The following is a 22,928-nucleotide window of genomic DNA, read 5'->3' as shown; positions in this document are numbered from 1 at the left end:
ATGAAAAATATCATACTTGTTTTATCTGCTCTCCTGCTTAGTCTTTGCGCTTCGGCGCAAATGACTCAGATTTGGGGTACGGTAAAGTCCGATGGATTTGACGATAAGGACATTGCGCTTTATGTGATCAATAACGGGGAAACTGAAGAGATTAGTAAAACCCGTTTGGGTGCAGATGGTTCTTTTGGCTTTATGTTCAATCCTGCTAAGGAAGGAATGTACGCGATTGGATGGGGAGAATTTATCAGAGGAAAATATCCTGTTTATTTGAAGAAAGGGGATAAGGCCCAGGTGAGTATCAATACCAGAACATTCGATTTTGTTGGCCCTCAAACACCAGAGAATACGATTTTATACAAATGGCTGAAAATGTCGGAATCAATGAGGTATAATTCCTTTCATTCTATGCAACAGAGCAAGGACTTTTTTCCTGCTTTAGCAACATTGGCTACCAAATCGGAAAGCTTTAAAAAGTCGATTCAAACGAAGAATGGCGTGTTTAATAAAACGATGAAAGCGATTGTTGGATACGATTTGGATTTGTATGCGTTGAACTTTCTTGCACTTCCGAGAGGAGAGTTTCTTAAAAAAGAACAACTTTCGCCCTTTTACAATACCCTTTCTGATCCGAAGAAATTCGATAATGATGCTGCATTGGGCATGCTTCATGGAAAGCGCTTTTTGGAGTTGTACGCCAACTTTATCGTGCCAGGTCGAGGAACAGTGGATGAGAAAATTAAGGCTTTTAACAACGACGTGGTTAAGGGTGCCTATCTTCTCAATGACCAACGAGTGATGAAGGGGATTAATAATTATCAGGCTTACGAGGCCTTTATGGCTAAATACGGGGCGTATTTTAAATCACCATACCAGCAATTGCTGCTGGAAGATTTGGGTAGAAAACTATACAATCAGGTGGTTGGACCTAAACCTGCAATGAATTTCACTTATCCTGATCAGAATGGAAAAATGGTTTCCCTGACTGATTTTAAAGGGAAAGTAGTGGTAGTTGATGTCTGGGCAACCTGGTGTGCGCCTTGTAAACAGCAGATTCCGTACTTGAAAAAGATGGAAGAAAAGTTTAAAGGTCAAGATGTGGTATTTATGTCGGTGAGTGTGGATTATGAAAAGGACAAGCAAAAATGGTTAGACATGTTGAAAGACCTGAATTTGCATGGCATCCAGTTGTTTGCGAGTGGTTGGAGTAAAATAACCAAGGATTATGGAATTGCAACGCTCCCAAGATTTATGGTATTTGATAAAAAAGGAAATGTGGTTTCTGTGGATGCCCCTCGTCCATCTGATCCGAAATTAACTGAAATGGTAGAAAATGAATTGTCAAAAGCTAATTAGGATATGAAAAAGAATTTGATCTGTGTTTTGCTGCTGTTCAGTTCCTTGAGTGTTTTCTCTCAAGGCATTGAATTTGAACATGGCAGCTGGGCTGAGGTGGTAAAAAAAGCGAAAGCCTCGAATAAACTTATTTTTGTAGACGTGTATACGAGCTGGTGTGGGCCATGTAAAGTGATGGCTTCGCAGGTATTTACCCGACCTGAAGTAGGCGCAAAGTACAATCAAGGCTTTGTGAACGTAAAAATTGATGCTGAAAAAGGAGAGGGGATTGCGATCGCAAAGAAATATGAAGTGAAATCTTATCCTACGTATTTGTTCATCAATCCTGCGGATGAAACTTTGTTCGATAGGTCTAAAAGTTCGATGGCTGCTGCGGATTTTAATGAGGTAGCGGATCGGATCCAGACTAAGTTTTCTGGTAAACAAGAATTGAATCTTTCGGAATTGGAAGCCAAATTTAAGAAAGGGGAGTACGATCAAACCTTTGCTGAAGCGTATATTAAACGCCTTAAAGCGGAAAAGAAACCGATTGGAGCAGCATTAAGGCAATACCTGGACAAGTTTGTTATGAAGAATCCAAGTGCTGATCGGCTTTATTTCCTGGGCTTAAATTACCCTAATGGTTCGGATTTAACGCTGTATCAGTATATGATTGATCATTATAAAGAAATTGATGCGGTGTTGTGTAAAAACGATGGGATCGCGGCGGGAACTTTGTATAGAAGTCTGCGTGATGAAACGAAAGGTAAGATTGAGACTATTTTAGGTACTAAACCCCTGACTGCTGAAAAGGAGCTGGCTTTATCTCCGTTGTTTACCAATCTGAATGTGGTTGAACTGGAGGAAAGAAAAAATAAGAAGGTCCTGGAATATAAGGTATGGTTGTACACTATAAAAGCAGATGAAGCATCACTTTTGCAAGTTTATCGGGATTACATTGTTCATTTTATTTTGCCTGAGGATAAGACTTCTTCACTAGGTAAGGAATCGATTATATTAAATAAGAATGCGCCGGTGCCCTTGATGTCGGTTGATTCTGTTGGGGCTTCCGATTGGTGCTCCAATTACGCGATTAAGTTATCTAAGCTTTCTACAGATGCTTCAGATAGGAAGTTGGTAGCTGATTTATTTAAAAAGGCATTGGCTTTAAATCCATCTTCTGTAGTTAAAAATAAGCTGAATGTAGCGGCCTATAATTTTGGCGATAAGAAGGTTGCGATTCGGCAGCAGGCTAAATTGGTGGCCGAAATGAGCAGTTCTGGCGATGAGTATTTGGCTGATGCTACAGTTACGCTGGAGAAGATGAAGAATAATGAGTCTAATATTTTGGCTTTTCCCAACAGACGGAAGGCCATCAAAAAGCATTAAAATATGGGTTGTTTGATGAAAAAACTATACGCGGTTGTCGCATTGTTGTGCTGGAGTTTTGCAGTGTTTGCACAGTCTACCGAGATTCGAGGCTCGGTATCAAACCCGATCATGAATAGGGTGGTTTATCTGTTTCAGGTTGAAGATGGAGAGCCTAAATTGGTTAAAGGAAGTTCTACGAAAAATGAGGGCGCTTTTGTCTTGTCTTTTGAGCCTGCTTATGAAGGGTTTTATTTGATTGGTGGATTTACTGCAGTGGCAGGGCAGTTTCCTTTGTACCTGAAAAAAGGAGATCATGTGGAGCTGATGTTGTCTAAGGGTAAAATGGAATTTGTAGGCAAATCCAGTGAGGAAAACGAGGTGTTGGCTTCCTGGAATAAACTCAGCCCTGCGGAAAAAATGGCTTTAAAAAAGGAGTTTCGTACGAAAAACACGAGGTTTAATGCTGCAATGAAACAGTTTGCTGGTTTTGAAATGGACTTTTACGCGCTTAAAAATTATGCTGTGGCGAAAGAAAGTCCATTGGTTAAAGGTTTGCTGGTAAAAGACAGGTATAAAAACGATGAGGTGTTTTCTTATCTAAATGGTAAAACGTTGTTATGTATGTATGCTGATGCCGCTTTAAATAAATCAGGGGATGGGATGAGTTTCCTATCCACCGACCGCCAAAAGGGCACTTACATTTTTGAAAAGACGAAAAATAAATTGAAAACCTATCCTCAGTTTGAGGAGATGAACGCTCAGTATAGCCGTTATTTTAAGGACCCTGGTTTGAATGCTAAAGTAGCAGCCTTAGGTACCAAATTATATAAGGCAACGCCGGGACGTAAGGGTGCTAACTTTAGCTTTCCTGATCCAGATGGGAAAATGGTTTCTCTGAGTGATTTTAAGGGGAAAGTGGTTTTAGTGGATGTATGGGCAACTTTTTGCGGTCCATGTAAAGCTTTGATCCCTGATTTAAATAAATTAGAGAAAGAACTGGAAGAGCATAAAGACCTTGTTTTTATTGGCGTGGCACAAGACGGGCCAAGCGCTAAAAATACCTGGTTGAAGATCATTAAAGAAAAACAAATGGGCGGGATTCAACTGTTTGCCGGTGGTGGTAATAATATATTAGCCAATGATTATAAAATCAAGGTGATGCCTCGGTATCTAATTTTTGATCGCAATGGTAATGTGGTCACTACCGAAGCGCCGCTTCCAAATAGTCCAGGGTTGAAAAAGATGCTGCTCGAAGAACTAGCTAAATAAATCAAATGAAAAATTTAATGATATTACTTTTACTTTGCTTGCAAGGTATCAGGCCGGCTTTTGCCCAAACGGAGGGTTTTAGTGGCGAAAAATTAGAGCAGGAAGTTAAACTAAACCTCAAAAAGGCTTATGCTGCATCGGTTAGGATTGTGAATCTAGATGCCAATCAACAGGCTGTGGGTGGTTACTTTAGCGGTGTGGTGGTAGATGCCGATGGATATATTCTGACTGCTGCTCATGCGGTGAAACCGAACGGTTCTTATTTGGTGACTTTCCCGGATGGACGATCGTTTAAAGCTAAGGGCTTAGGCGTGATTCATTCTATTGATGCTGCGATGATGCAGATCAGTGATAAGGGAAAATGGCCATTTGCGAAAATGGGTTGGACCGCTGCGTTGGCCGTAAATGTGCCTTGTGTGAGTATTTCTTATCCGGGTAGTTTTTACGCAAATAAGCCTACGCTTAGGTTTGGTTATGTGGCCGAAATGAAACACAATACTGGATTTATGAGGAGTACTTGTTTGATGGAACCAGGTGATTCTGGTGGGCCGCTGTTCGATTTGAAAGGTCGGGTGATCGGGATTCACAGTCGGGTAAGTGTGTCTGTAACCTCCAATATGGAAGTTCCAATTGATGAGTTTAGAAAATACTGGACTGCTTTAAAAACACCTGCGGTACATACTTCGTTTATCCCAGAAGATAAAGTGAACATGAAGAAAAATGAAGAGATGTTGATTGCGGTTTCGCAAATGCCTGATCTCATTTCCAATTTTAAGGAGCAGGATAATCGCTTTCAGAAAAATGTATTTACAGTGCTGGATTCAAATCAGGTGAGCATTTTAGCGGCTTTAGTAGATCTGAATGGATTGGTTTCTCCAGCTGTGCTAAAGGGTAAGAGTTTTTTCATTAGCAAAAGCTCGATGGTAGGGCCTGGGGCTAAGGTAGAAATGGTGGATGGTAGTTTGATCCCTGCAAAAGTGATCCGTCGCGATGAAGAAAATGATTTGGTATTGCTTCAAATTCCTCAGGAAATTGGTGGCGGGATCAACTTGAATAAGACCTTTCCGAGTTATACGGTGGATCAATTGGGTAATTTTTTAATCTCTCCAAAACCAAAGGCTTCCGGGGAGTTTAGCGTGTTGGGGAATGTGAAGCTGGGTATGCCGAAATCGCCAGCCAGATATTTGGGCCTTGGGGTAAGTTATAACCAGGATGATTATAAGATTGTGGTGACTGGATTGTTTCCTACATCAGTAGAAAATGAAAAATCGGAGGATATTGCGGTAAAAGATGTGTTGACGAAAATTAACGATCGTCCGCTTTTAACGATCAATGATTTGCCGGAAGAGTTATCGAAATTTGAGCTGAATCAGTCGATTACTTTGGAGTATGCTAAAGGAAAAGCCGGTCCTTATACCAAAACTTTTGTGCTTAAGCTGCGGGATGTACAAGAGGATAAGAGTAAAGATCTATTTTTAGAGGGTAAGAGTAGCCGTAGAGACAACTTTAAAGAGGTGTTGGTACATGATGCTAAACTAAAACCATCAGAATGTGGAGGGCCTTTATTTGATCTGAAAGGTGACTTTTATGGAATTAACATCGCCAGATTAAGTCGCACCAGCAGTTTAGCCATTCCTGCGCCGGTAGTGCTGAATTTTGTGAAAGGTATAACTGCATTTTAGAAGCAATTTGCAACCTGATTATTAGGGAAAATAAAAAAGCAATCCAGGAGCGCGCGCTCCTGGATTGCTTTTTTATTTCTATAAGCTAAACTATGGGCAAGTAGCGCTTCCTTCTGCAATACAAAAATTTGCAAAGCGAACCTCTTCGTCCCTCAATTGGGAAGAATTATTAAGGCTGCGGTAAATTCCCCATTTTGGCCGACAAAAAGTTGTAGCCGATCTCCACAAATCCATATTGGAATTGCTATAGGACATCAAACTCGTACCATCACTTACTTTGTTGATCGTAATGCTATAAGTTCCGGTAGAACCAAATTTGATAGTTTCTACTACGTCTACCCAATTGCCTTTGAAAGGAGCCAGGTTAACAATTTTAACTTTAGTAGTTGTACCTGAGGAGTTGATGTGAATCAGCTCCATTTTGTCCGTGTTATTAGCCCCATAGCGCGGCGTAATGGTGATTAGAGGAGAGCCAGCATCACCGTCTCCGGCTTTGATCTGGTGAAGGTGGGTAAAGCTGGAAGAAGCCTTGAAACCGGCATCTATCTTAAATTTCCAGCGATAGGTAACGGTTTCGCCATTAGTCGCTTTAAGATTTGCTGGAGAGGGGCCATAAGTTTTAATTTCCGTACGCTGACGGTCGCTGGCTTCACATCTGTCGTCGTCTAATGCAACATGTGCAGAAAATACAAATACATTGGTGTTAAGTGCGGAATCAAACACCTCAGAGATGTGGTTCTGGGCATGTCCACAATCAGGTACTTCATAGGCTGTCCCGCCCAGTACACTATTTAGTAAACTGTAGGTACTTCCGGGGCCATCGGCATTTAAAGTCACACCAACTGCTGCGATGGAAATGTCAGATTTGGTTTTAGTGGTTGACTGCAGGGATGCTGGATCATTGGAATTTTGAATACCTTTTTCACAAGAACTAAAGATAAGACCTGCCAGCAATAAGCTTAAACATTTAACTTTCATTGGGAATGAATTTAAAATTTTGGTTTACAAATGGTTAGTTCGTGAATTGGCCAATTACACAATATGAATCTTGTGATTTAATTTTAAATTGTCAATAATTTAATGATATTTATTTAATCAATTATGTAAGCATTTTATTAAACATAAATAGCATTTATTCCTATTTATTGTGTAAAGCTCAGGAGGGTATGCTTGGAATTTTCTATTTGCATCCCACAGGATCATCATAAGTACCCATTCTATTGGCTCATACAATACTGATCGCAGTACCTTAGGATACTCGTTCTCAAATACAGAATGCTATAAATAAGCTAAATAAAACATAAACTATCGAGGTAATCAGCCTGGCTTCCCGGGTAGGTGTTCCAATTGATTTTTGAGGACCTCATATTCTTTTTCTAAAACTTTAAAAGCCTTCGTATGCGGTCTGATATGGTTATTCTCCTTTAAATGGGCTAAATAACTGCTTTCCACTTGCTCAAACCTTGATTTTACCAGTTGGTATTTCTGTTCATGATGTTTTTCTTCCCGAGTTTTACCTTCACCGTTCAAATTACCCAGATATACACTATCAGATACTTGTTCACCATCTGCAGAAATAAAAGAAATATAAGGTTCTATCTGTTGATTTAATAGCCCTTCATATATCGGAATGAAGCATTTCCCTTCGGATCTTCTCGCTATATTCAGATACTCCAGGTCTTGTCCATTCTCAGGAAAACAAATCATCACCATCACGCTGTCATTGATCTTTAAATCCCCATAAGCTTTTGGATCCCAGGTGATTTCCAGTCCATCGGCTAACTTTTTGATTTTTAAATCTTTGGTTTCCGACAGTAGACCCTGGCTGAGCTTCACTTTGCTGTAATCAATGCGGATGTCTGGGTATTCGCCTTTTAAAGCGTGTTTTTTGTTATAGGAAGTTGCTAGATTATGGGCATTATGGACTGTTCCTTTGGCTTGTATACCATAACCGAGTTTAATAAAACGGCCCATTTTTCTAAATAAATTGGTGGTGACAGCCATTTTCTGGTAATTTGCCAATTGCAGCTTACTGGGTTTCCCTTTTCTGCCAATTAAGCGTACTACAGGTTGTCCGTTGAGCATATAAAAAACGAGTTTGCCTACTTTTCCATTAAGGTGACCGTATGGGCCGTTGGGAGCTTTTGCCATGAGAGCGTGTTTAAAGTGAGATGGTGGACAGCGGTATTATTCAGTTTGAATAGTGTCAAGGTAGTTATAATCTTCTATATAACAAGGAGATGAGTGTTAATTTGTTTTGAGTTTATAACAATATTACGAGCTGTTCTCTAGGGCTTTGATAGGGTTGTATGCCGGATTAGGTCCTAGCAACCTCCAAGAAAGATCGGAGAGAACCCGGAGTAATTTTAGTGTCACCACGAAACCACCATAATGCAATATAGCCATACAATGAACTTTCACTTATAAGTAAGAGTACCTGGTATTCAGATTTTGAGGGAATAAATGACTAAAATTGTAGTATGAAATTACTTCTGAATAAAAATATAAGAAAAGGTCAATTGTATTTCCTGGTGATTTGTGTTTTACTTTCACTTTCCTGTAAAAAGTCGGCTGAGAGTGTTATAGATTGTTTAGGAGAAAGTCTGTTAGGAGGTGTCCATATTACCACGGATGACACAAACAAAAAGCTTATTCATTTAGAGGCAAGGTATCATGGTAGTCATACGGTTTCGTCTGTTTCCTGGGATTATGGAGATGGAACTATGACTAAGGGCTCGGAAAAAACTTCTGATCACACTTATTTGGCTCGAGGAGTATACACAGTTACAGCAAAGATTACTATAGTCAATAATGGAACTACATGTGAAGTTTCGCCTAAGAAAACCGTAACTATTAATTGATATTAATTCAGGACATAATCCCAGCTTTTCTACGGATTGGATCAGTAGGTGGTTTTAAGATGATTTTCTAATGATCAGTTTCGTTTTAAGTACCTTAACTGGTGTTTTCCATTGTGAAGAATCCTTCTTAATCTGATCGAATAACAACTGCGCAGCGGTGATTCCAATCTCTCTAACCGGCTGGGCAACGGTAGTTAAGGGTGGGTCAATCAATGCTGATACATAGTCGTCGCTAAAGCCAACAACCGCAATATCTTCAGGAACTCGTAAATTGTTCTTTTTGATAATTTGAATGGTATCAATTGCAGTAGGATCATTAATGGCGAAGATCGCATCAGGCGGATTTTCCAGGTTAATCAGGTGGTTTACATAAATGGCTATTTTTTCTTTACTAAAATCATAGGAAATGATCAGCTCAGGATCTGCCGGAATATTGTGTTTTTTTAAGGCTGCCAGGTAACCGTTCAATCTTTTTACGCTGATGGCCAAAGAAGAAGGGCCGGATAAGTGTGCAATGCGCTTCCTGCCCGACAGGATCAGGTGTTCTACCGCGCCAAAAGCACCTTCAAAATCGTCAACAATCACCTTTGGTACCACCATCTCATTGCAAACCCGGTTAAAGAACACAATTGGAATCCCTTTCTTTTGAAATATTTTCAAATGATCGAAGTTCAAAGTTTCTTTAGTAATGGAGACAATAACTCCGTCCACACGGTTGTCCAGCATTACTTTGGCATTGGTTACCTCAGTCTCATAAGATTCGTTAGACTGGCTGATCAGTACATTATAACCTTCTTTATGAGCCTCCTCCTGAATGGCAGCAATGACATAAGGAAAGTAGGAACTTAAAATCTCAGGAATGATGATCCCAATGGTACGACTTTGTTGCGTAGCCAATTGTATGGCAATCATATTGCGCTGGTAATCTAATTTTTCCGCCAGTTCCAAAACCCGTTTTCTGGTATCCGGATGTACGTTCGGATGGCCGGTTAATACCCTCGATACCGTTGATTTAGAGATGTTCAGCTCCCTGGCCAGGTCAAATATGGTGATCTGATGATTTTTCATGCAAATCAAATATATCATAAAATATGTTTCATGGGAGCGTTCCCTAAAATTGGGAGCGCTCCCAATTTTTTTTGCCCTGATTTTCAGTACGTAATTAGGGCGTAGCGGATACATTTGAATCCAATACCAAATATATTTCTAAATGATAAGGGAAGAATCTCAAAAAAAAAGAGCTGTTAAATCAGTATCTGCCGGGTATGACCTGGTAGTCGTAGGAGGAGGTTTATCTGGTGTATGCGCTGCCATTACCGCTGCAAGAAAAGGCCTTAGTGTAGTGCTTGTACAGGATAGGCCGGTGTTAGGCGGGAACTCCTCCAGTGAAGTTCGATTGTGGATCCTGGGCGCAACTTCCCACATGGGAAATAACAATCGCTGGGCAAGAGAAGGAGGAGTTGTTGATGAAATCCTACTCGAAAATATGCAACGTAATCCAGAAGGTAATCCGGTAATTTTTGACACCGTTTTGCTGGATAAAATATATCAGGAATCAAATATTAAACTGTTTTTGAATACAGCGGTGTATGATCTTGAAAAATCTGATGCCGATGAAATATCCTCTGTAAAATGTTTTTGCAGTCAGAATTCAACCGAATATATTTTTACGGCGAATCTTTTTTGTGATGCCTCAGGTGACGGTATTTTAGGCTTTTTAGCTGGTGCTGCATTTAGGATGGGCGCAGAGAATAAAGAAGAATTTGGAGAGAAGTTTGCGCCTGATCAGGAATACGGAGAACTGCTTGGGCATAGCATTTATTTTTACAGTAAAGACACAGGGAAGCCTGTCAAATATATTGCCCCATCATTTGCTTTGGCAGACATCACAAAGATTCCAAGGTTTAAGAGTTTTAATGCTAAAGAATTCGGATGTAAACTCTGGTGGTTGGAATATGGTGGACGAATGGACACCGTTCATGAAAGTGAAAACATCAAACAGGAACTTTGGAAAGTAGTATACGGCGTATGGAATTACATTAAAAACTCAGGCGAATTTCCTGAGGCTGAAACGATGACGCTGGAATGGGTGGGAAGTATTCCAGGAAAAAGAGAAAGTCGAAGATTTGAAGGTGATTATATGCTCAATCAGCAGGATATCGTTTCACAACACCTGCATGAAGATGCTATAGGATATGGTGGCTGGTCTATTGACCTGCATCCTGCAGATGGAGTATTTAGCAATAAACCAGGATGTAACCAATGGCATAGTAAAGGTATTTACCAAATTCCATACAGATGTCTATACAGTAGAAACATTAAAAATTTATTCCTTACCGGTCGGATCATTAGCGCAAGTCATGTTGCATTTGCTTCTTCGAGGGTGATGGCAACAGGAGCCTACCTTGGGCAGGCGGTCGGTATGGCAGCATTTATTGCCATGAAAAATGGCTTGCAGCCTAAAGAACTGAACGAAAAAGAAATCATGAAATCCCTGCAACTCGAGCTGATGAAGAGTGGTCAGCACATTCCAGGAATGACCATCACCGATGTAGCAGATTTGGCGCAATCGGCAGAAATTACTGCTTCCAGCGAAATGCACCTGGATGAAATCCCTTTTGATTTCATGAAGAACCTCGATATTTCTGCCGGACAAATGATTCCATTACAGGCTGGCATCGTTCCTTCCTTTACTTTTTCCCTGGAATCATCAGAAGAAACTACCCTGCAGGTAGAACTTAGAATCAGTTCTAAATCCGGCAATTTTAGTCCCGATGAGCTATTAGAAATTCAACAAATCCCAGTGAAGGCTGGTACGCAGGTATTGAGTACTAACTTTGGTTGTAAACTACATGAAAATGCTTATGTATACCTTTGTTTCAGGAAAAATACAGCCCTTAAACTCGGTTTTTCGAATACCCGAATCACAGGCGTTTTATCTGTTTTTAACTCCGTAAATAAAGCCGTTTCAAATTTTGGCAGTCAAAAACCAACTGAAGATATTGGTGTGGATGAATTTGAGTTCTGGTGTCCACAGCGCAGACCAGAAGGTCATAATATTGCCTTAAAAATAGATCCGCCATTGAATCCTTTTATAGTTGAGCAACTGAAAAATGGAATCGGCAGACCTGTAAATGAACCAAATGCATGGGTGTCTTCGATTAATGATCAAAATCCTAAGCTTTCTTTAAAATGGGCAGCCCAAACCAGCATCAGCAGGATAGAACTTTGTTTCGATACAGATTACGATCATCCTATGGAATCGGTATTGATGACTCATCCGGAAAGGACTATGCCTTTTTGTATCAGAAATTATACCATCAGAGATGGGAATGGGAAGGAACTCTTTTCGAAGAAAGACAATTACCAATCCATTAATATTATTGAACTGCCAGAGACCCTACTAACCAATGAATTGACTTTACATTTTGAACACCCTTCTGCGGAGATACCAGCCGCATTATTTTCAATCCGATGCTATAATTAGGTTTTATTAACCTAGGTAAAGCATTTGTTATCCTGTGGCTAACCTTGTTTTGCTATTTTCGGCACAAACTGCCAAAGATCCGGGGAAGATAAAACCCTGGATCTAATGATACTGAACCAACAAACCAACCAAATATAAATTATTGCATGAGAAAAATTTACCCGATTTTTGGAGCATGGCTATTGCTATCGATAGTCCTCTGTATGTCCCAGCAATTGCTCTACGGACAGTCAAGTTTACCGGTCAAATTGATTACCGGAACAGTATCCGATGCCGAAGGGGCACCCCTTATCGGTGTTAGTATCCAGTTAAAGGGGAAAACAACAGTTGTTTCCTCCGGCCAGAATGGGGTATATAAAATTGGTGTTCCCGCTGGGAAAGGGATTTTATTATTCTCCTACATTGGCTTTGTGACGAAGGAGGTGGTCTTAGGCCCGGGAAGCACTTACAATGTGACGCTAAATGAGGATCCCAAAGGATTGAATGAGGTGATTGTGATTGGATACGGCTCCAGCACCAAGGGGGATCTAACCGGTTCGGTTGGATCAGCAAATGTAAAAGACATGATGAAAGCTCCTGTGGGCACTTTTACCGAAGCTTTGGCGGGTAGAGTTGCCGGAGTACAGGTTTCTTCTACCGATGGGCAACCAGGAAATGAACTAAGCATCATCGTTAGGGGAGCCAATTCTGTTACGCAGGATAACGCACCTTTATACGTAATAGATGGTTTTCCGATGGAGGCTTCAGCGGCTAATAGCATCAATAATGAAGAAATTGAGTCTATTGAAGTCTTGAAAGACGCTTCTGCTACGGCGATTTATGGGGCACGCGGTGCAAATGGAGTCGTGCTGATTACCACAAAAAAAGGGAAAGTCGGCGCGCCACAAATCAGTTATGATGGCTGGGGGGGAATGAATTCTATCATCAAAAAACAAGCGGTATTAAGTCCTTATGAATTTGTGAAATATCAGTTGGAATTAAATCCAGAGCTATATGGCGCTATTTATCTTAAAGATGGACAAACACTGGAAAGTTATAGAGATCGCAAAGGTATAAACTGGCAGGATGAGATTTTTCGCGATGCCTATGTTCAGAACCACAGCCTTTCCCTGCGTGGAGGTAGCGAGCAAACTAAGTATTCGATCTCCGGATCATTATTAGATCAGCCGGGTATCCTTATAAACAGTGGTTTCCGCCGGTACCAGGGCCGTGTTGTGGTAGATCAGAACATTAATAAAAAATTGAAAGTAGGTGTGAATCTGAACTATGTTTCTTCAAAGAAATTTGGAACAGTAGTAGCTGAGTCACAAACAAGTCCTACTGCCAGTTTAATGTATAGTGCCTGGGGCTTTCGTCCTGTAACGGGAAATATTGATTTCGATGCTACGATGATCGATGAACTTTATGATCCTGATTTAAGTGCGACTGCTGATTTTCGGATTAATCCACGTCTGGCAGCCGAGAATGAGTATAAGCCGGTTTTCAATAATACATTTGTTGTCAATTCCTATCTGGATTACAAGGTATTGAAAAACCTGTCGCTAAGAATTACCGGAGGGATGAACAAAGCAAACATCAGACAGGAGATCTTCAATAATTCGTCCTCCCGTCTCGGAAATCCAAACAACAATAACAAGGTAAATGCTGCGGTAAACAATATCGATAACACCAACCTTTTGAATGAAAATACACTGACTTACCAGACCAAATTTAAAGGAGGACATTCCTTAAAAGTCCTTGCCGGTTTAAGCATGCAGGATGTACGGAATTATTCTAATGGATTTGCTGCTATTCAAATTCCTAATGAGTCGCTGGGCATGAATGGAATAGGTGAGGGACAGATTACGGTGGCGCCAACTTCAGATCTGAAGAACGGTCTGCTTTCCTATCTGGGAAGGATAGATTACAATTATAAATCGAAATATTTAGTTACTGTTTCTTTCAGAGCTGATGGATCCTCTAGATTTCCCACAGACAACAGATGGGCATCTTTCCCTTCAGGAGCCTTTGCCTGGCGCTTTTCTGACGAAGCATTTATGAAGAATGTACGTTTTTTAAGCGATGGAAAACTTAGAATAGGCTATGGCCATACCGGTAACAATCGGGTGGATGATTATGCTGCCCTTACCGCTTTGAAAATGTTGCCTTCCTCTGGATATCCTACTGGTAATGTTCCTGGAAAAGGAATAGTACCTGTTAATCTTGGAAATACAAAGTTGAAATGGGAAACTACCGTACAGTCTAATGTAGGGATTGACCTGAGTTTCTTTAAAAACCGCATCGCCTTAACAGCCGATTATTATCATAAGAAAACACGTGATCTTTTGCTGAATGCCACCTTGCCACCAAGTATGGGTTTCTTAACTGCATTTAAAAATGTAGGAAAGGTCTCCAACAGTGGGATTGAGCTGAGCATTAATACCAGTAATATTAAAGGAGGGAAATTCTCCTGGAATTCCAATTTTAACATCGCATTTAACAGAAATAAAGTGCTTGCATTGAATGATGACGAACCAAACCTGCTTTCGAGAGTAACCTGGGGGAATTTTAACAATGCCTTCCCTTATATCGCCGTTCCTGGAAAACCTATTGCTCAGTTTTATGGGATGAAGTTCGATGGTGTTTACCAGTATAGCGATTTTGATCTTCAGCCAAATGGTTCGTATGTGTTGAAAGCCAATGTGCCAAACAATGGGAATCCACGCGCCAATATCCTTCCTGGCGACATCAAGTTTAAGGACCTTAATAATGATGGTCTGATTGATGATACCGACCGTACTGTGATTGGGGATCCAAATCCTGTTCATATCGGTGGTTTTAGCAATGATTTTAGCTATGGTAATTTTGACCTGAACGTTTTCTTTCAATGGAGTTATGGTAATGATATCTTAAATGCCAATAGGATAGAGTTTGAAGGTGGGGATCCTACCCAAAGAAACTTACTGAATATGTTTGCTTCTTTTGCAAATAGATGGACCCCTGAAAATCAAACCAATGATTTATATCGATTAGGAGGAAATGGGCCTGCTTATTATTCTTCCCGTACCATCGAAGATGGTTCTTACATCCGATTAAAAACAGTTTCTCTTGGCTATAGATTACCTGCGTCGGTGTTAAAGGCCTTAAAAATGAAGAGTCTGAGGTTTTCATTGTCCGCTCAAAATCTCATCACCTGGACCAAATATTCTGGTCTGGATCCCGAGGTATCAACCAGACACACAGCCCTGACTCCGGGATTTGACTGGTCTCCATATCCAAGACCCCGGACGATCGCGGTAGGATTGAATGCTACTTTTTAAACTAGTTAATCATTGATATGAACTATCTATCATTAAAAATATATAGAGGTATGAAAACGAAAATATTAATACTGCTAATGGGCATCATGATGCTTTCCTGCTCCAAACTGTTGAATAAGGATCCTGATTTTGTGACCCCAGATACTTATTATAATACTGAGGAAGATCTGAAAAATGGTTTGAATGGGGTATATAATAGATTGATTGACCCTAATGGACGCGTGTATGGACGGGGGTTATTTAGCTATTTTGTAGTGAGTGACGAAGCGTTTTTTAAAGGCATTTCTATCAACAACATTCGTGTAATGGTAATGGATGCAAGTCATTTGGACATTGGAAGACTTTGGGAAGTATTGTATGAGGGAGTGAATCGTGCAAATTTGCTATTGGAACAGGTGGATCAGGTGAATATGGATAAAACGCAACGGAATGCCATCAAAGGGGAAACCTTGTTTTTACGCGGCTATTATTATTACCTGCTTGCGGATATTTTTGGTCCTGTTCCATTAAAATTATCCTCTACTAAATCACCTAATGATCCTTATCTGCCACGCGCCCCTTTATCAGAAGTTTATGCTTCGATTGTAAAGGACATGAAGCAGGCGGAAGATCTGGTGAATGATATTGATTATTTCTCTTATAATGAACGTATCTCCAAAACTGCTGTGCAGGCGATATTGGCCAGGGTTTTCCTGAAAATGGCAGGTGCGCCATTGAAGGATGTTGCCCGTTATAAAGATGCTTTGGAATACGCAGATAAAGTGATCTTATCCGGTAAGCATGCGCTTAATCCCAATTACAAACAGATTTTTATAAACCATACGCAGGACATCAATGAAAAGAAAGAGTGTATCTGGGAAATCGGTATGTATGGCAATAAAGTAGGAACGGTAGACCTTGCCGGATCCATGGGGGTAGAAAACGGAATTGAGTGCGCTAGTGAGGCGATCGGTTATTCGGGAGGTGCGATGAAGATCACGGCCAAACTCTATGAACTTTTTGGTACTGCAGATACGGCGCGCAGAAATTGGAGCATCGCACCATACCGGTTTGTAACGACTGCAGGCAATACGGTAAAGTCTAATTTTACAGATAAACAAATCTACGACCGCAACCCCGGAAAATGGAGAAGAGAGTACGAAAACGGATCTAAGGCAAGGAGTTTCACCTCCACTAATTTTCCTGTCATCAGATATTCAGATGTCTTGTTGATGAAGGCCGAGGCCGAAAATGAAGTAAACGGAGGACCTACACCTGCTGCTTATGATGCGATCAATAAAGTGAGAAGAAGAGCTTTTAATAAAGCATTAGGTACTGTTAATCCTATTTGTGATATCCCGGCAGGATTAGATAAAGCTAAGTTTTTAGCAACGCTTCAGGATGAACGTGCAAGAGAATTGTGTTTTGAAGGGATCCGTAAGCATGACCTGATTCGCTGGGATATTTATGTAAAGACAATGAACGATTTAGGTACAAACATTACGGCTACAGCGCCTTCTACCTATAAATATGCAGGGAATGCTGGGAAAAATACAACAGAAAGAGACCTGCTTTTCCCGATCCCTACAACAGAACGGACTGTGAACAAACTAATAGAACAAAATAATGGCTGGTAGATTGATGTGGCTGATATGCCTTTTTCCATGCTTCGTTTTTGCGCAGTCCAAAGGGCCTTCGCTTGGGAACGGTCAGTTGAATTTAGAATGGGTAAATTCTGCTAAAGGGTATCAATTGAATAAAATATCGGTCCTTAATAAAGGGGCATGGATGGAGTTGTCGGCAAAACCATCCGGCGAGTTTTCTGTCTTGTATGCTGCAGATAGCTTAGCCCTGAAGGAGGGGAAAGGTATAGAAAAGGGCAGCGATTTCCCTGAATCTATTTACCGTTACATTATACCAATTTGGAAGCAGGCTATTTCTGCTGTTCAAATGAATAAGGCTGGAAAAGCAATTGATTTTTATCCCGATAGGAAAAAGGAAAGTCCCCATAAACTTACTTTTCAGAAAGAGCATGGTCTGTTTTCACTTAGTTCTTCCTGGGAGTTTGATGCCCAGCATCCAAACGATCTGAAAGTGACTGTGAAATTAAAGGCAAAACAAGCGGGTTATTATTCCATTGCTTCACCAGAGCTGGCGCTTTTTGATAAGAATAATTTTAAATGGGCAACTGTTCCGGGTGTCTTTCAGGGGAATCAGTTAAACGCTAATTTTATTAATGCTTATGCCTATGGGCAGGGCATTCCTGATGTACCTGTTATGGTAAGGGAGCGTACGGCCTCGACATTGTCGCCATTGATTCAAAACAAGCAAAACATCAGCTTAGCGGTAATTCCAGAACCTGGAACAGGACGGGATCCATGGGCATTTGATGCAAAAACTCAGGGAAACTGGAATGTTGGACTATCGGTATTGAACAGAAAAGGCAATATGATGCCAACGGTATATCATCCAGTGTTGGGGCAAGAAAATTCTTACCTGGCAAAAAATGATTCGGTCAGCTTTTCTTTCCGCTATACCATAATGGCTGAGGATTGGTTTGAGGTGATGAAACATGCAGCGAATGATGTATACAAGTTTAAGGAGATACTGACGTTGAAAAAAACAGCAACTTCTCTTACTGATCGCGTATTGAGAATGGCAAATTATGTAACGGACGACAGCCTTTCTATGTGGCAAGTGTCTCCCTACAAAAACATGGATATCGGCGCTCAGAAATACCTGGGTGGGGTGTATGGCTCCCAAAAAGATGCGATTAAAAATTCAGACTATGGAGCGATGTGGATGCTGGCTAAGTTAACCGGTAATCAGAAACTGATCAAAAATCGCCTCCCTTATGCCAGAAACTTTAAAATTGCACAACAGCATTCCGCAAAAGATTTTTTCTATGGCGCCTCCGAAGGACAATATTTTTTACAAAACACCAAACAATTCACTGAAGAGTGGGGACCTTATACAGAACCAATAGGAAGTACCTATTACCTGATGATGGATATAGGAAACATGCTGTTATTTAATCCTGATGATGCGACATTGCGTGAGGAATTGAAATTGGCCGCCGAGAAATTATTGTCATGGATGAAGCCTGATGGAAGCTGGGAAGTTGCTTACGACAATAAAACCAATGAGGCCATGTTTAAGGATATTTTAGACCTGAGGCCTACATTTTATGGTTTATTCATTGCCTACAAGCTATTAGGAGAGCAAAAGTATTTAAGCGCTGCCAAGAAAGGTGCCGATTGGTATATCGAGCAGGCGATAAATAAAGGATCATTTATAGGTGTTTGTGGTGACACGAGATTTGCACCCGATTTTGCGACTGCCCAGAGCGTGCAGGCCTTACTGGATCTTTATGACGTGGCTAAAGACTTGAAATATCAAAACGCTGCCATTGCTGCGGCTAAAATTTATACCGCATCTGTCTATACACATCCCATTCCTTCTTCAAATGAAAAATTGGTGAATGGAATTAAAAGAGCAGATTGGGAAATTAGTCAGGCAGGCTTAAGTTTTGAACATGGCGGGATCCTTGGATCTGCAAATCATCATGGGCCAATTCTATTGGCCAGTCATGCGGGAATGTTTCTTCGGATGTTTTCTATCACTAAAGACTCTTTATTCCTAACGATGTCCAGAGCTGCTGCATGGGGCAGAGATGCTTTTGTGGATCAAAAAACAGGTGTAGCTTCTTATTATTGGGATGCGATGGATAAGGGTGCAGGCCCATTTCCACATCATGCATGGTGGCAGATTGGATGGATCATGGATTATTTACTTTCAGAAGTAAAACTTCGCTCGGAGGGGCAGATTTCATTTCCAGGAGGTTTTATTACCCCTAAAGTAGGTCCGCATCAAACGTATGGCTTCGCTCCGGGTAAAGTGTATGGTACAACTGCTTCCTTAATTTTAGGGGAAGGACTGGTTAAAGCCGAAAGTCCATATGTAGAGTATGTAACGGCATTGAATGCTGATCAACGCAAGTGTTTTGTGGTACTGATGAACAATTCTGAGCAGCAGCTGAAGACAAAAATTCAGCTTAATCCTCAAAAAATTCCTGGCCAGAGTCAGGCGCAGTCTAAAGAACTTGCTTTTATTGACGCAAATGGTAAGCGAACATTAGTCAGCAACAATTCCAATTCCCTAAACATTGAATTAGCCCCATTTGGCTTAAAAGTAATAGAAGTATGCTATTGAAAAAGATAATATTGTGTGTGGTATTTGCATGCTGTGTGTTTACCTCTGGTAAAATATATGGGCAGAGTACCTATTTTATTGAAGCCGAAGATTTTCAGTTTCCAGCAGGCTGGGTCTTTACTAAAGAATCGGGAACAAATGTCTCTGGTAAAGGGGCTTTATTTGCAGCTGCATCTAAAGAGCCGATTCCTGATGCCATGACTGTGATCTCCATTAAAACGAAAGGCAGTTTTTTCGTCTGGACCAGATCCAGAGATTATGCGGACAACAAGCCGGGAACGAGAAGGTATCTTTTATCGGTAAATGAGCAAGATATGAATCAGGAGTCTGGAGCCCATCTCGGGGAAGGATATGCCTGGGAAAAGGTGGGGCGTGTGGATCTTGATGCCGGAGAAAATGTGTTGAGGCTGAAAAATACCAGTAAGTATTTTGTGCGTTGTGATGCGATATTGTTGACAACAGAGGCGGTTTTTAATCCAAATAAGGAAGGCACTGCCCTTGCTGCTTATGCGATAAAACCAAGTCTGGTGAAGGAAAGTCCGGCGGTGTTAACTATCCCCGAAGCGACTTCTTTTACAAAAAAAGGTAATTTATTGGCTTCGCTGTCAAATGATCAACTAAAGTTGAGTTTTGAAGAGGTGGTTGATGATAAGACTGGAAAAAATCGAATTGTTGCGACCACTGCTATCTTTCAGGATAAACGTTGGGCCTCATTAAAAGCGCAGGTAGAAGAACACCGGATATTTCTGTTAACTGCTAAAAAAGCTAAAATAGAATTTGGCGCTTATTTCGCCTCATGGAAGAACTCCGCCAGCTTAACGGAGTTTGTGGTTAAAGGGAAAAGCTATAAGCCAATGGATCAGAACGGGGCGAAAAATCCTTTTCTGGCCGGCGAACTCTCGGCTTGTCAGCCTTCAGCGGTAAAGCAGGTTTCTCCTGAAGAGCTTTGGGTTACTTATCTGACTGATAAAGGTCAGGAGGTTAAAGGCATCTGGAAACTTAAACCGGGAGCATCGCATTATGAACTAAGTTTAACGTATGTAGCTAAAGACGCGGGCTTTTACAGCTTTGTTGTTTCGGCTTTTCAGGATGTTTCTGAACAGCAAGTGAAGAGTGTACAGCTTCCTCCAATGTTTAATTATAAGCGTTTGCCAACAGAGCCGATTATGGTTCCAGGGGCTATGACTCCCCAGCCTCTGGCCATCGTCGAGCTTGGCCAAAATAATAAGCCATTGAGTTTCTTCGTGACGGGGTCTTTAACGGATTTTCCATTAGACTGGGGCAAGGACAATACCTCCAGGATTGGTTTCTCTCTTAAAAATACATTTAATAAGATCCAGCCTGTTGCATTTGCACCTGTTCTTGGTCTGGAAGATTCAAAGTTGCTTGCAGGACAATCCTTAAAAAGAACATTTAACCTTGGTGCCCTGCCCGACAATTGGAATGGGGCATTGGAATACATTTCCAATGCTATTTATCAGGTAAAGGACTATCGTTCTCAGGATTCCAGCTCTTTAACGAATGCTGCATTTAACATGATCGATTTGATCAAGAATGACAATGCTTCGGGATGGAACGCAGAATTGAAGGGCTTTTATGACATAGAAGCAGATCCGAAAATAGCGCCGACTGTAGCGCAATCGGCCCCCCTGGCCGTGATCTCTGCAGCGATAATGGGCCGCGATGAAGAACTTTACCTCAGTCGCGCTTTGCCGACCATAGAATATACTTTATCAAGAAGTGCATTTAGATGGGCTAAGGCTGCTGGCGCGCCATACAACCTCAAAGAAGCTTCTTTGGTGTTAGATCCTTATAAAAATGTACAGTTCAACACGGCTTATTTTGATGCGCTAAACCAACTGTTAGAGCAAAAGAACCCATGGCTGGTTCAGGTAGGCATGCCGGATCAGCAACCGAGAAAACTGTCTGGCTATAGCGTAAATCTTCCGGCATGGACGCAGGAATTAGCGGCCTACCGACTTACAAAAGACAAGCAATGGCTCGATAAAGCGGTGTTACATGCAAAGGAGTTTATCCAAAAAGAAGTTTATGGTCAAAAAACACAGCTATTAACTGCACAGCCATTTTACAATACTTCATTTTATCCATATTGGTGGGATTTGATGGACCTTTATGAGGTTAATAAAGACAAAATTTTTTTAGAAGCCGCTAAATATTCCTCCTTTTTCACCATAGCAGGGATCCGTTCGTATCCGATTGTTCAGAATCAAAAACAGCTGATTCATGAAGGAGGTCGTTATGAGGGCAACACGAATTTGTGGTGGAAGGATGGGGAGAAATTCCGTTTAGGATTTCCACGTATTGCTGGGGATGTCACAGAAAAGGAAGTTTCTCAATCCTTGATTTCCCCGGTAGGATTAGGCTTAGAACAGCCTGTTACCTTCTTCCTTCCCAATAAAAATGTACGGCATATATTTATGTCGACCTGGGCACCGCATTTACTACGTCTTTCTGCCGAAAGCAACAAAGATATTTTTGAAATCTATGCGAGGAATTCCATTATAGGTCGTTTTTCTAACTACCCAGGTTATTATGCTACCGGTTTTACCGACCTGACTTACCGGGCAGATTACCCTTACAAAGGGCCGGATATCAATTCTATTTATTACCATCATATTTCTCCGCACCTTGCTTTTACACTTGATTTTCTGGTTACAGAAGCGATTCAAAGGTCAAAAGGTGGCATCACTTTTCCATGGGGGAAACAAGAGGGCTTTGTGTGGTTTAACAACCGGGTGTATGGCGCTGGCAAAGGAACTATTTTTGACGATACCAAGGTGAAACTTTGGCTAAAGAAAGGCCTCGTTACGATCGATAATCCTGCAATTAATTATATTACAGGAATCTCTGATGATCGTTTTTGGCTGGTTTTATTAAATGAAGCACAGCAGGAGCAGCAGTTGGAGATTGGACTGGATCTGGATCAATTGGCCGTTAAGAATACTGGTGTTAAATTTTATAATGGAGCCACTGCTAAGCCAGAGAGTATGGTGCTTTCAGGAAAGAAAATGAAGTCTGTGATTGCAGGGAAGGGCTTAACTGCTTATTCCTTCCCATTGGCTCGTCCGGTAGCAGAGCAGGTGCTTTTGCCGGTTAAAAACGGCATGCAGGAGATCAACATTGGCGCTCCATGGGGTAAGCTCCATGCTTTTCGGATCCGCTCACCTTTTGGTTGGGATTCCATTTACGCTTACCTGAGTACTGGACCTTTGGCAGGAGCGGAGGCAGAGATGGAGTTGAACGAAGATGCAGCTACGATTGTAAAGCGCGTAGGCTATCCTTTTGAATGGTCTTTCAGTCGGATTGACCCGAAAAAACCGGTTTCCATTAGCTTAAAGCTAAAAAGTAAAGGAACTAAAGATGTCCTTCAAGTAGATGTGTTATTTGGAGTCAATGATAAATAATGATTTATAAA

At 41.1% G+C, this 22,928-nt stretch carries 13 protein-coding genes; 10 read left to right on the top strand and 3 right to left on the bottom strand.

Annotated elements, in window-relative coordinates; translation table 11 throughout:
• From R2S10_RS15175 to R2S10_RS15160, 4 genes are read left to right on the top strand one after another with little or no spacing between them, the layout of a single operon-like run.
• On the top strand, positions 1-1,353 hold the full coding sequence (locus R2S10_RS15175; protein ID WP_316841268.1) for a TlpA disulfide reductase family protein: 1,353 nt from the start codon (positions 1-3) through the stop codon (positions 1,351-1,353).
• A 3-nt stretch (positions 1,354-1,356) separates the two neighbouring features.
• A complete protein-coding gene (locus R2S10_RS15170; RefSeq protein WP_316841267.1) occupies positions 1,357-2,721 on the top strand; it encodes a thioredoxin family protein in 1,365 nt (454 codons plus the stop codon).
• Positions 2,722-2,736: 15 nt separating this feature from the next.
• Positions 2,737-3,972, top strand: a complete 1,236-nt coding sequence (locus R2S10_RS15165) for a TlpA disulfide reductase family protein (RefSeq protein ID WP_316841266.1) — start codon at positions 2,737-2,739, stop codon at positions 3,970-3,972.
• Positions 3,973-3,989: 17 nt separating this feature from the next.
• On the top strand, positions 3,990-5,654 hold the full coding sequence (locus R2S10_RS15160; RefSeq protein WP_316841265.1) for a trypsin-like peptidase domain-containing protein: 1,665 nt from the start codon (positions 3,990-3,992) through the stop codon (positions 5,652-5,654).
• Positions 5,655-5,744: 90 nt separating this feature from the next.
• On the opposite strand, the gene R2S10_RS15155 is transcribed toward R2S10_RS15160, so the two are convergent.
• Together R2S10_RS15155 and R2S10_RS15150 are read right to left on the bottom strand one after the other, a co-directional pair.
• Entirely contained in the window at positions 5,745-6,632 is an 888-nt protein-coding gene (locus R2S10_RS15155) for a heparin lyase I family protein (RefSeq protein WP_316841264.1), read from the bottom strand.
• A 339-nt stretch (positions 6,633-6,971) separates the two neighbouring features.
• Positions 6,972-7,805, bottom strand: a complete 834-nt coding sequence (locus tag R2S10_RS15150) for a DUF6266 family protein (RefSeq protein WP_316841263.1) — start codon at positions 7,803-7,805, stop codon at positions 6,972-6,974.
• 329 nt (positions 7,806-8,134) lie between these two features.
• Between R2S10_RS15150 and R2S10_RS15145 the strand changes: the two genes are divergently transcribed.
• Positions 8,135-8,515: a PKD domain-containing protein gene (locus R2S10_RS15145; protein WP_316841262.1), complete on the top strand. Its 381-nt coding sequence runs from the start codon at positions 8,135-8,137 to the stop codon at positions 8,513-8,515.
• A 54-nt stretch (positions 8,516-8,569) separates the two neighbouring features.
• Here the strand turns inward: R2S10_RS15145 and R2S10_RS15140 are convergent, their stop codons facing one another.
• Positions 8,570-9,583: a LacI family DNA-binding transcriptional regulator gene (locus R2S10_RS15140; RefSeq protein WP_316841261.1), complete on the bottom strand. Its 1,014-nt coding sequence runs from the start codon at positions 9,581-9,583 to the stop codon at positions 8,570-8,572.
• A gap of 142 nt (positions 9,584-9,725) precedes the next feature.
• Between R2S10_RS15140 and R2S10_RS15135 the strand changes: the two genes are divergently transcribed.
• The 5 genes from R2S10_RS15135 to R2S10_RS15115 all read left to right on the top strand — a co-directional run bounded on the left by R2S10_RS15135 (position 9,726) and on the right by R2S10_RS15115 (position 22,917).
• Positions 9,726-12,002, top strand: coding sequence for an FAD-dependent oxidoreductase (locus R2S10_RS15135; protein WP_316841260.1), 2,277 nt, complete (start codon positions 9,726-9,728; stop codon positions 12,000-12,002).
• A 146-nt stretch (positions 12,003-12,148) separates the two neighbouring features.
• Positions 12,149-15,301 carry a TonB-dependent receptor gene (locus R2S10_RS15130; protein WP_316841259.1) on the top strand — a complete coding sequence of 1,051 codons (3,153 nt, stop codon included), beginning with the start codon at positions 12,149-12,151 and terminating at the stop codon, positions 15,299-15,301.
• 50 nt (positions 15,302-15,351) lie between these two features.
• Entirely contained in the window at positions 15,352-16,917 is a 1,566-nt protein-coding gene (locus tag R2S10_RS15125) for a RagB/SusD family nutrient uptake outer membrane protein (RefSeq protein WP_316841258.1), read from the top strand.
• A gap of 115 nt (positions 16,918-17,032) precedes the next feature.
• On the top strand, positions 17,033-19,492 hold the full coding sequence (locus R2S10_RS15120) for a glycerophosphoryl diester phosphodiesterase (RefSeq protein ID WP_316841257.1): 2,460 nt from the start codon (positions 17,033-17,035) through the stop codon (positions 19,490-19,492).
• Positions 19,489-22,917: a hypothetical protein gene (locus R2S10_RS15115; RefSeq protein ID WP_316841256.1), complete on the top strand. Its 3,429-nt coding sequence runs from the start codon at positions 19,489-19,491 to the stop codon at positions 22,915-22,917. The genes R2S10_RS15120 and R2S10_RS15115 overlap by 4 nt, the downstream gene beginning before the upstream one ends.
• The last annotated feature ends 11 nt before the right edge of the window (positions 22,918-22,928 follow it).

The organism is Pedobacter gandavensis (genome assembly GCF_032678745.1).
In the GTDB taxonomy this organism is placed as follows: domain Bacteria; phylum Bacteroidota; class Bacteroidia; order Sphingobacteriales; family Sphingobacteriaceae; genus Pedobacter; species Pedobacter gandavensis_C.
Note: the sequence above shows the minus strand (reverse complement) of the source record. Positions and strands in the feature narration are given on the sequence as shown.

Coding starts and splice junctions, on each gene's coding strand:
- R2S10_RS15175 (WP_316841268.1), top strand. CDS start 1: ATGAAAAATATCATACTTGTTTTATCTGCTCTCCTGCTTAGTCTTTGC.
- R2S10_RS15170 (WP_316841267.1), top strand. CDS start 1,357: ATGAAAAAGAATTTGATCTGTGTTTTGCTGCTGTTCAGTTCCTTGAGT.
- R2S10_RS15165 (WP_316841266.1), top strand. CDS start 2,737: ATGAAAAAACTATACGCGGTTGTCGCATTGTTGTGCTGGAGTTTTGCA.
- R2S10_RS15160 (WP_316841265.1), top strand. CDS start 3,990: ATGATATTACTTTTACTTTGCTTGCAAGGTATCAGGCCGGCTTTTGCC.
- R2S10_RS15155 (WP_316841264.1), bottom strand. CDS start 6,632: ATGAAAGTTAAATGTTTAAGCTTATTGCTGGCAGGTCTTATCTTTAGT.
- R2S10_RS15150 (WP_316841263.1), bottom strand. CDS start 7,805: ATGGCAAAAGCTCCCAACGGCCCATACGGTCACCTTAATGGAAAAGTA.
- R2S10_RS15145 (WP_316841262.1), top strand. CDS start 8,135: ATGAAATTACTTCTGAATAAAAATATAAGAAAAGGTCAATTGTATTTC.
- R2S10_RS15140 (WP_316841261.1), bottom strand. CDS start 9,583: ATGAAAAATCATCAGATCACCATATTTGACCTGGCCAGGGAGCTGAAC.
- R2S10_RS15135 (WP_316841260.1), top strand. CDS start 9,726: ATGATAAGGGAAGAATCTCAAAAAAAAAGAGCTGTTAAATCAGTATCT.
- R2S10_RS15130 (WP_316841259.1), top strand. CDS start 12,149: ATGAGAAAAATTTACCCGATTTTTGGAGCATGGCTATTGCTATCGATA.
- R2S10_RS15125 (WP_316841258.1), top strand. CDS start 15,352: ATGAAAACGAAAATATTAATACTGCTAATGGGCATCATGATGCTTTCC.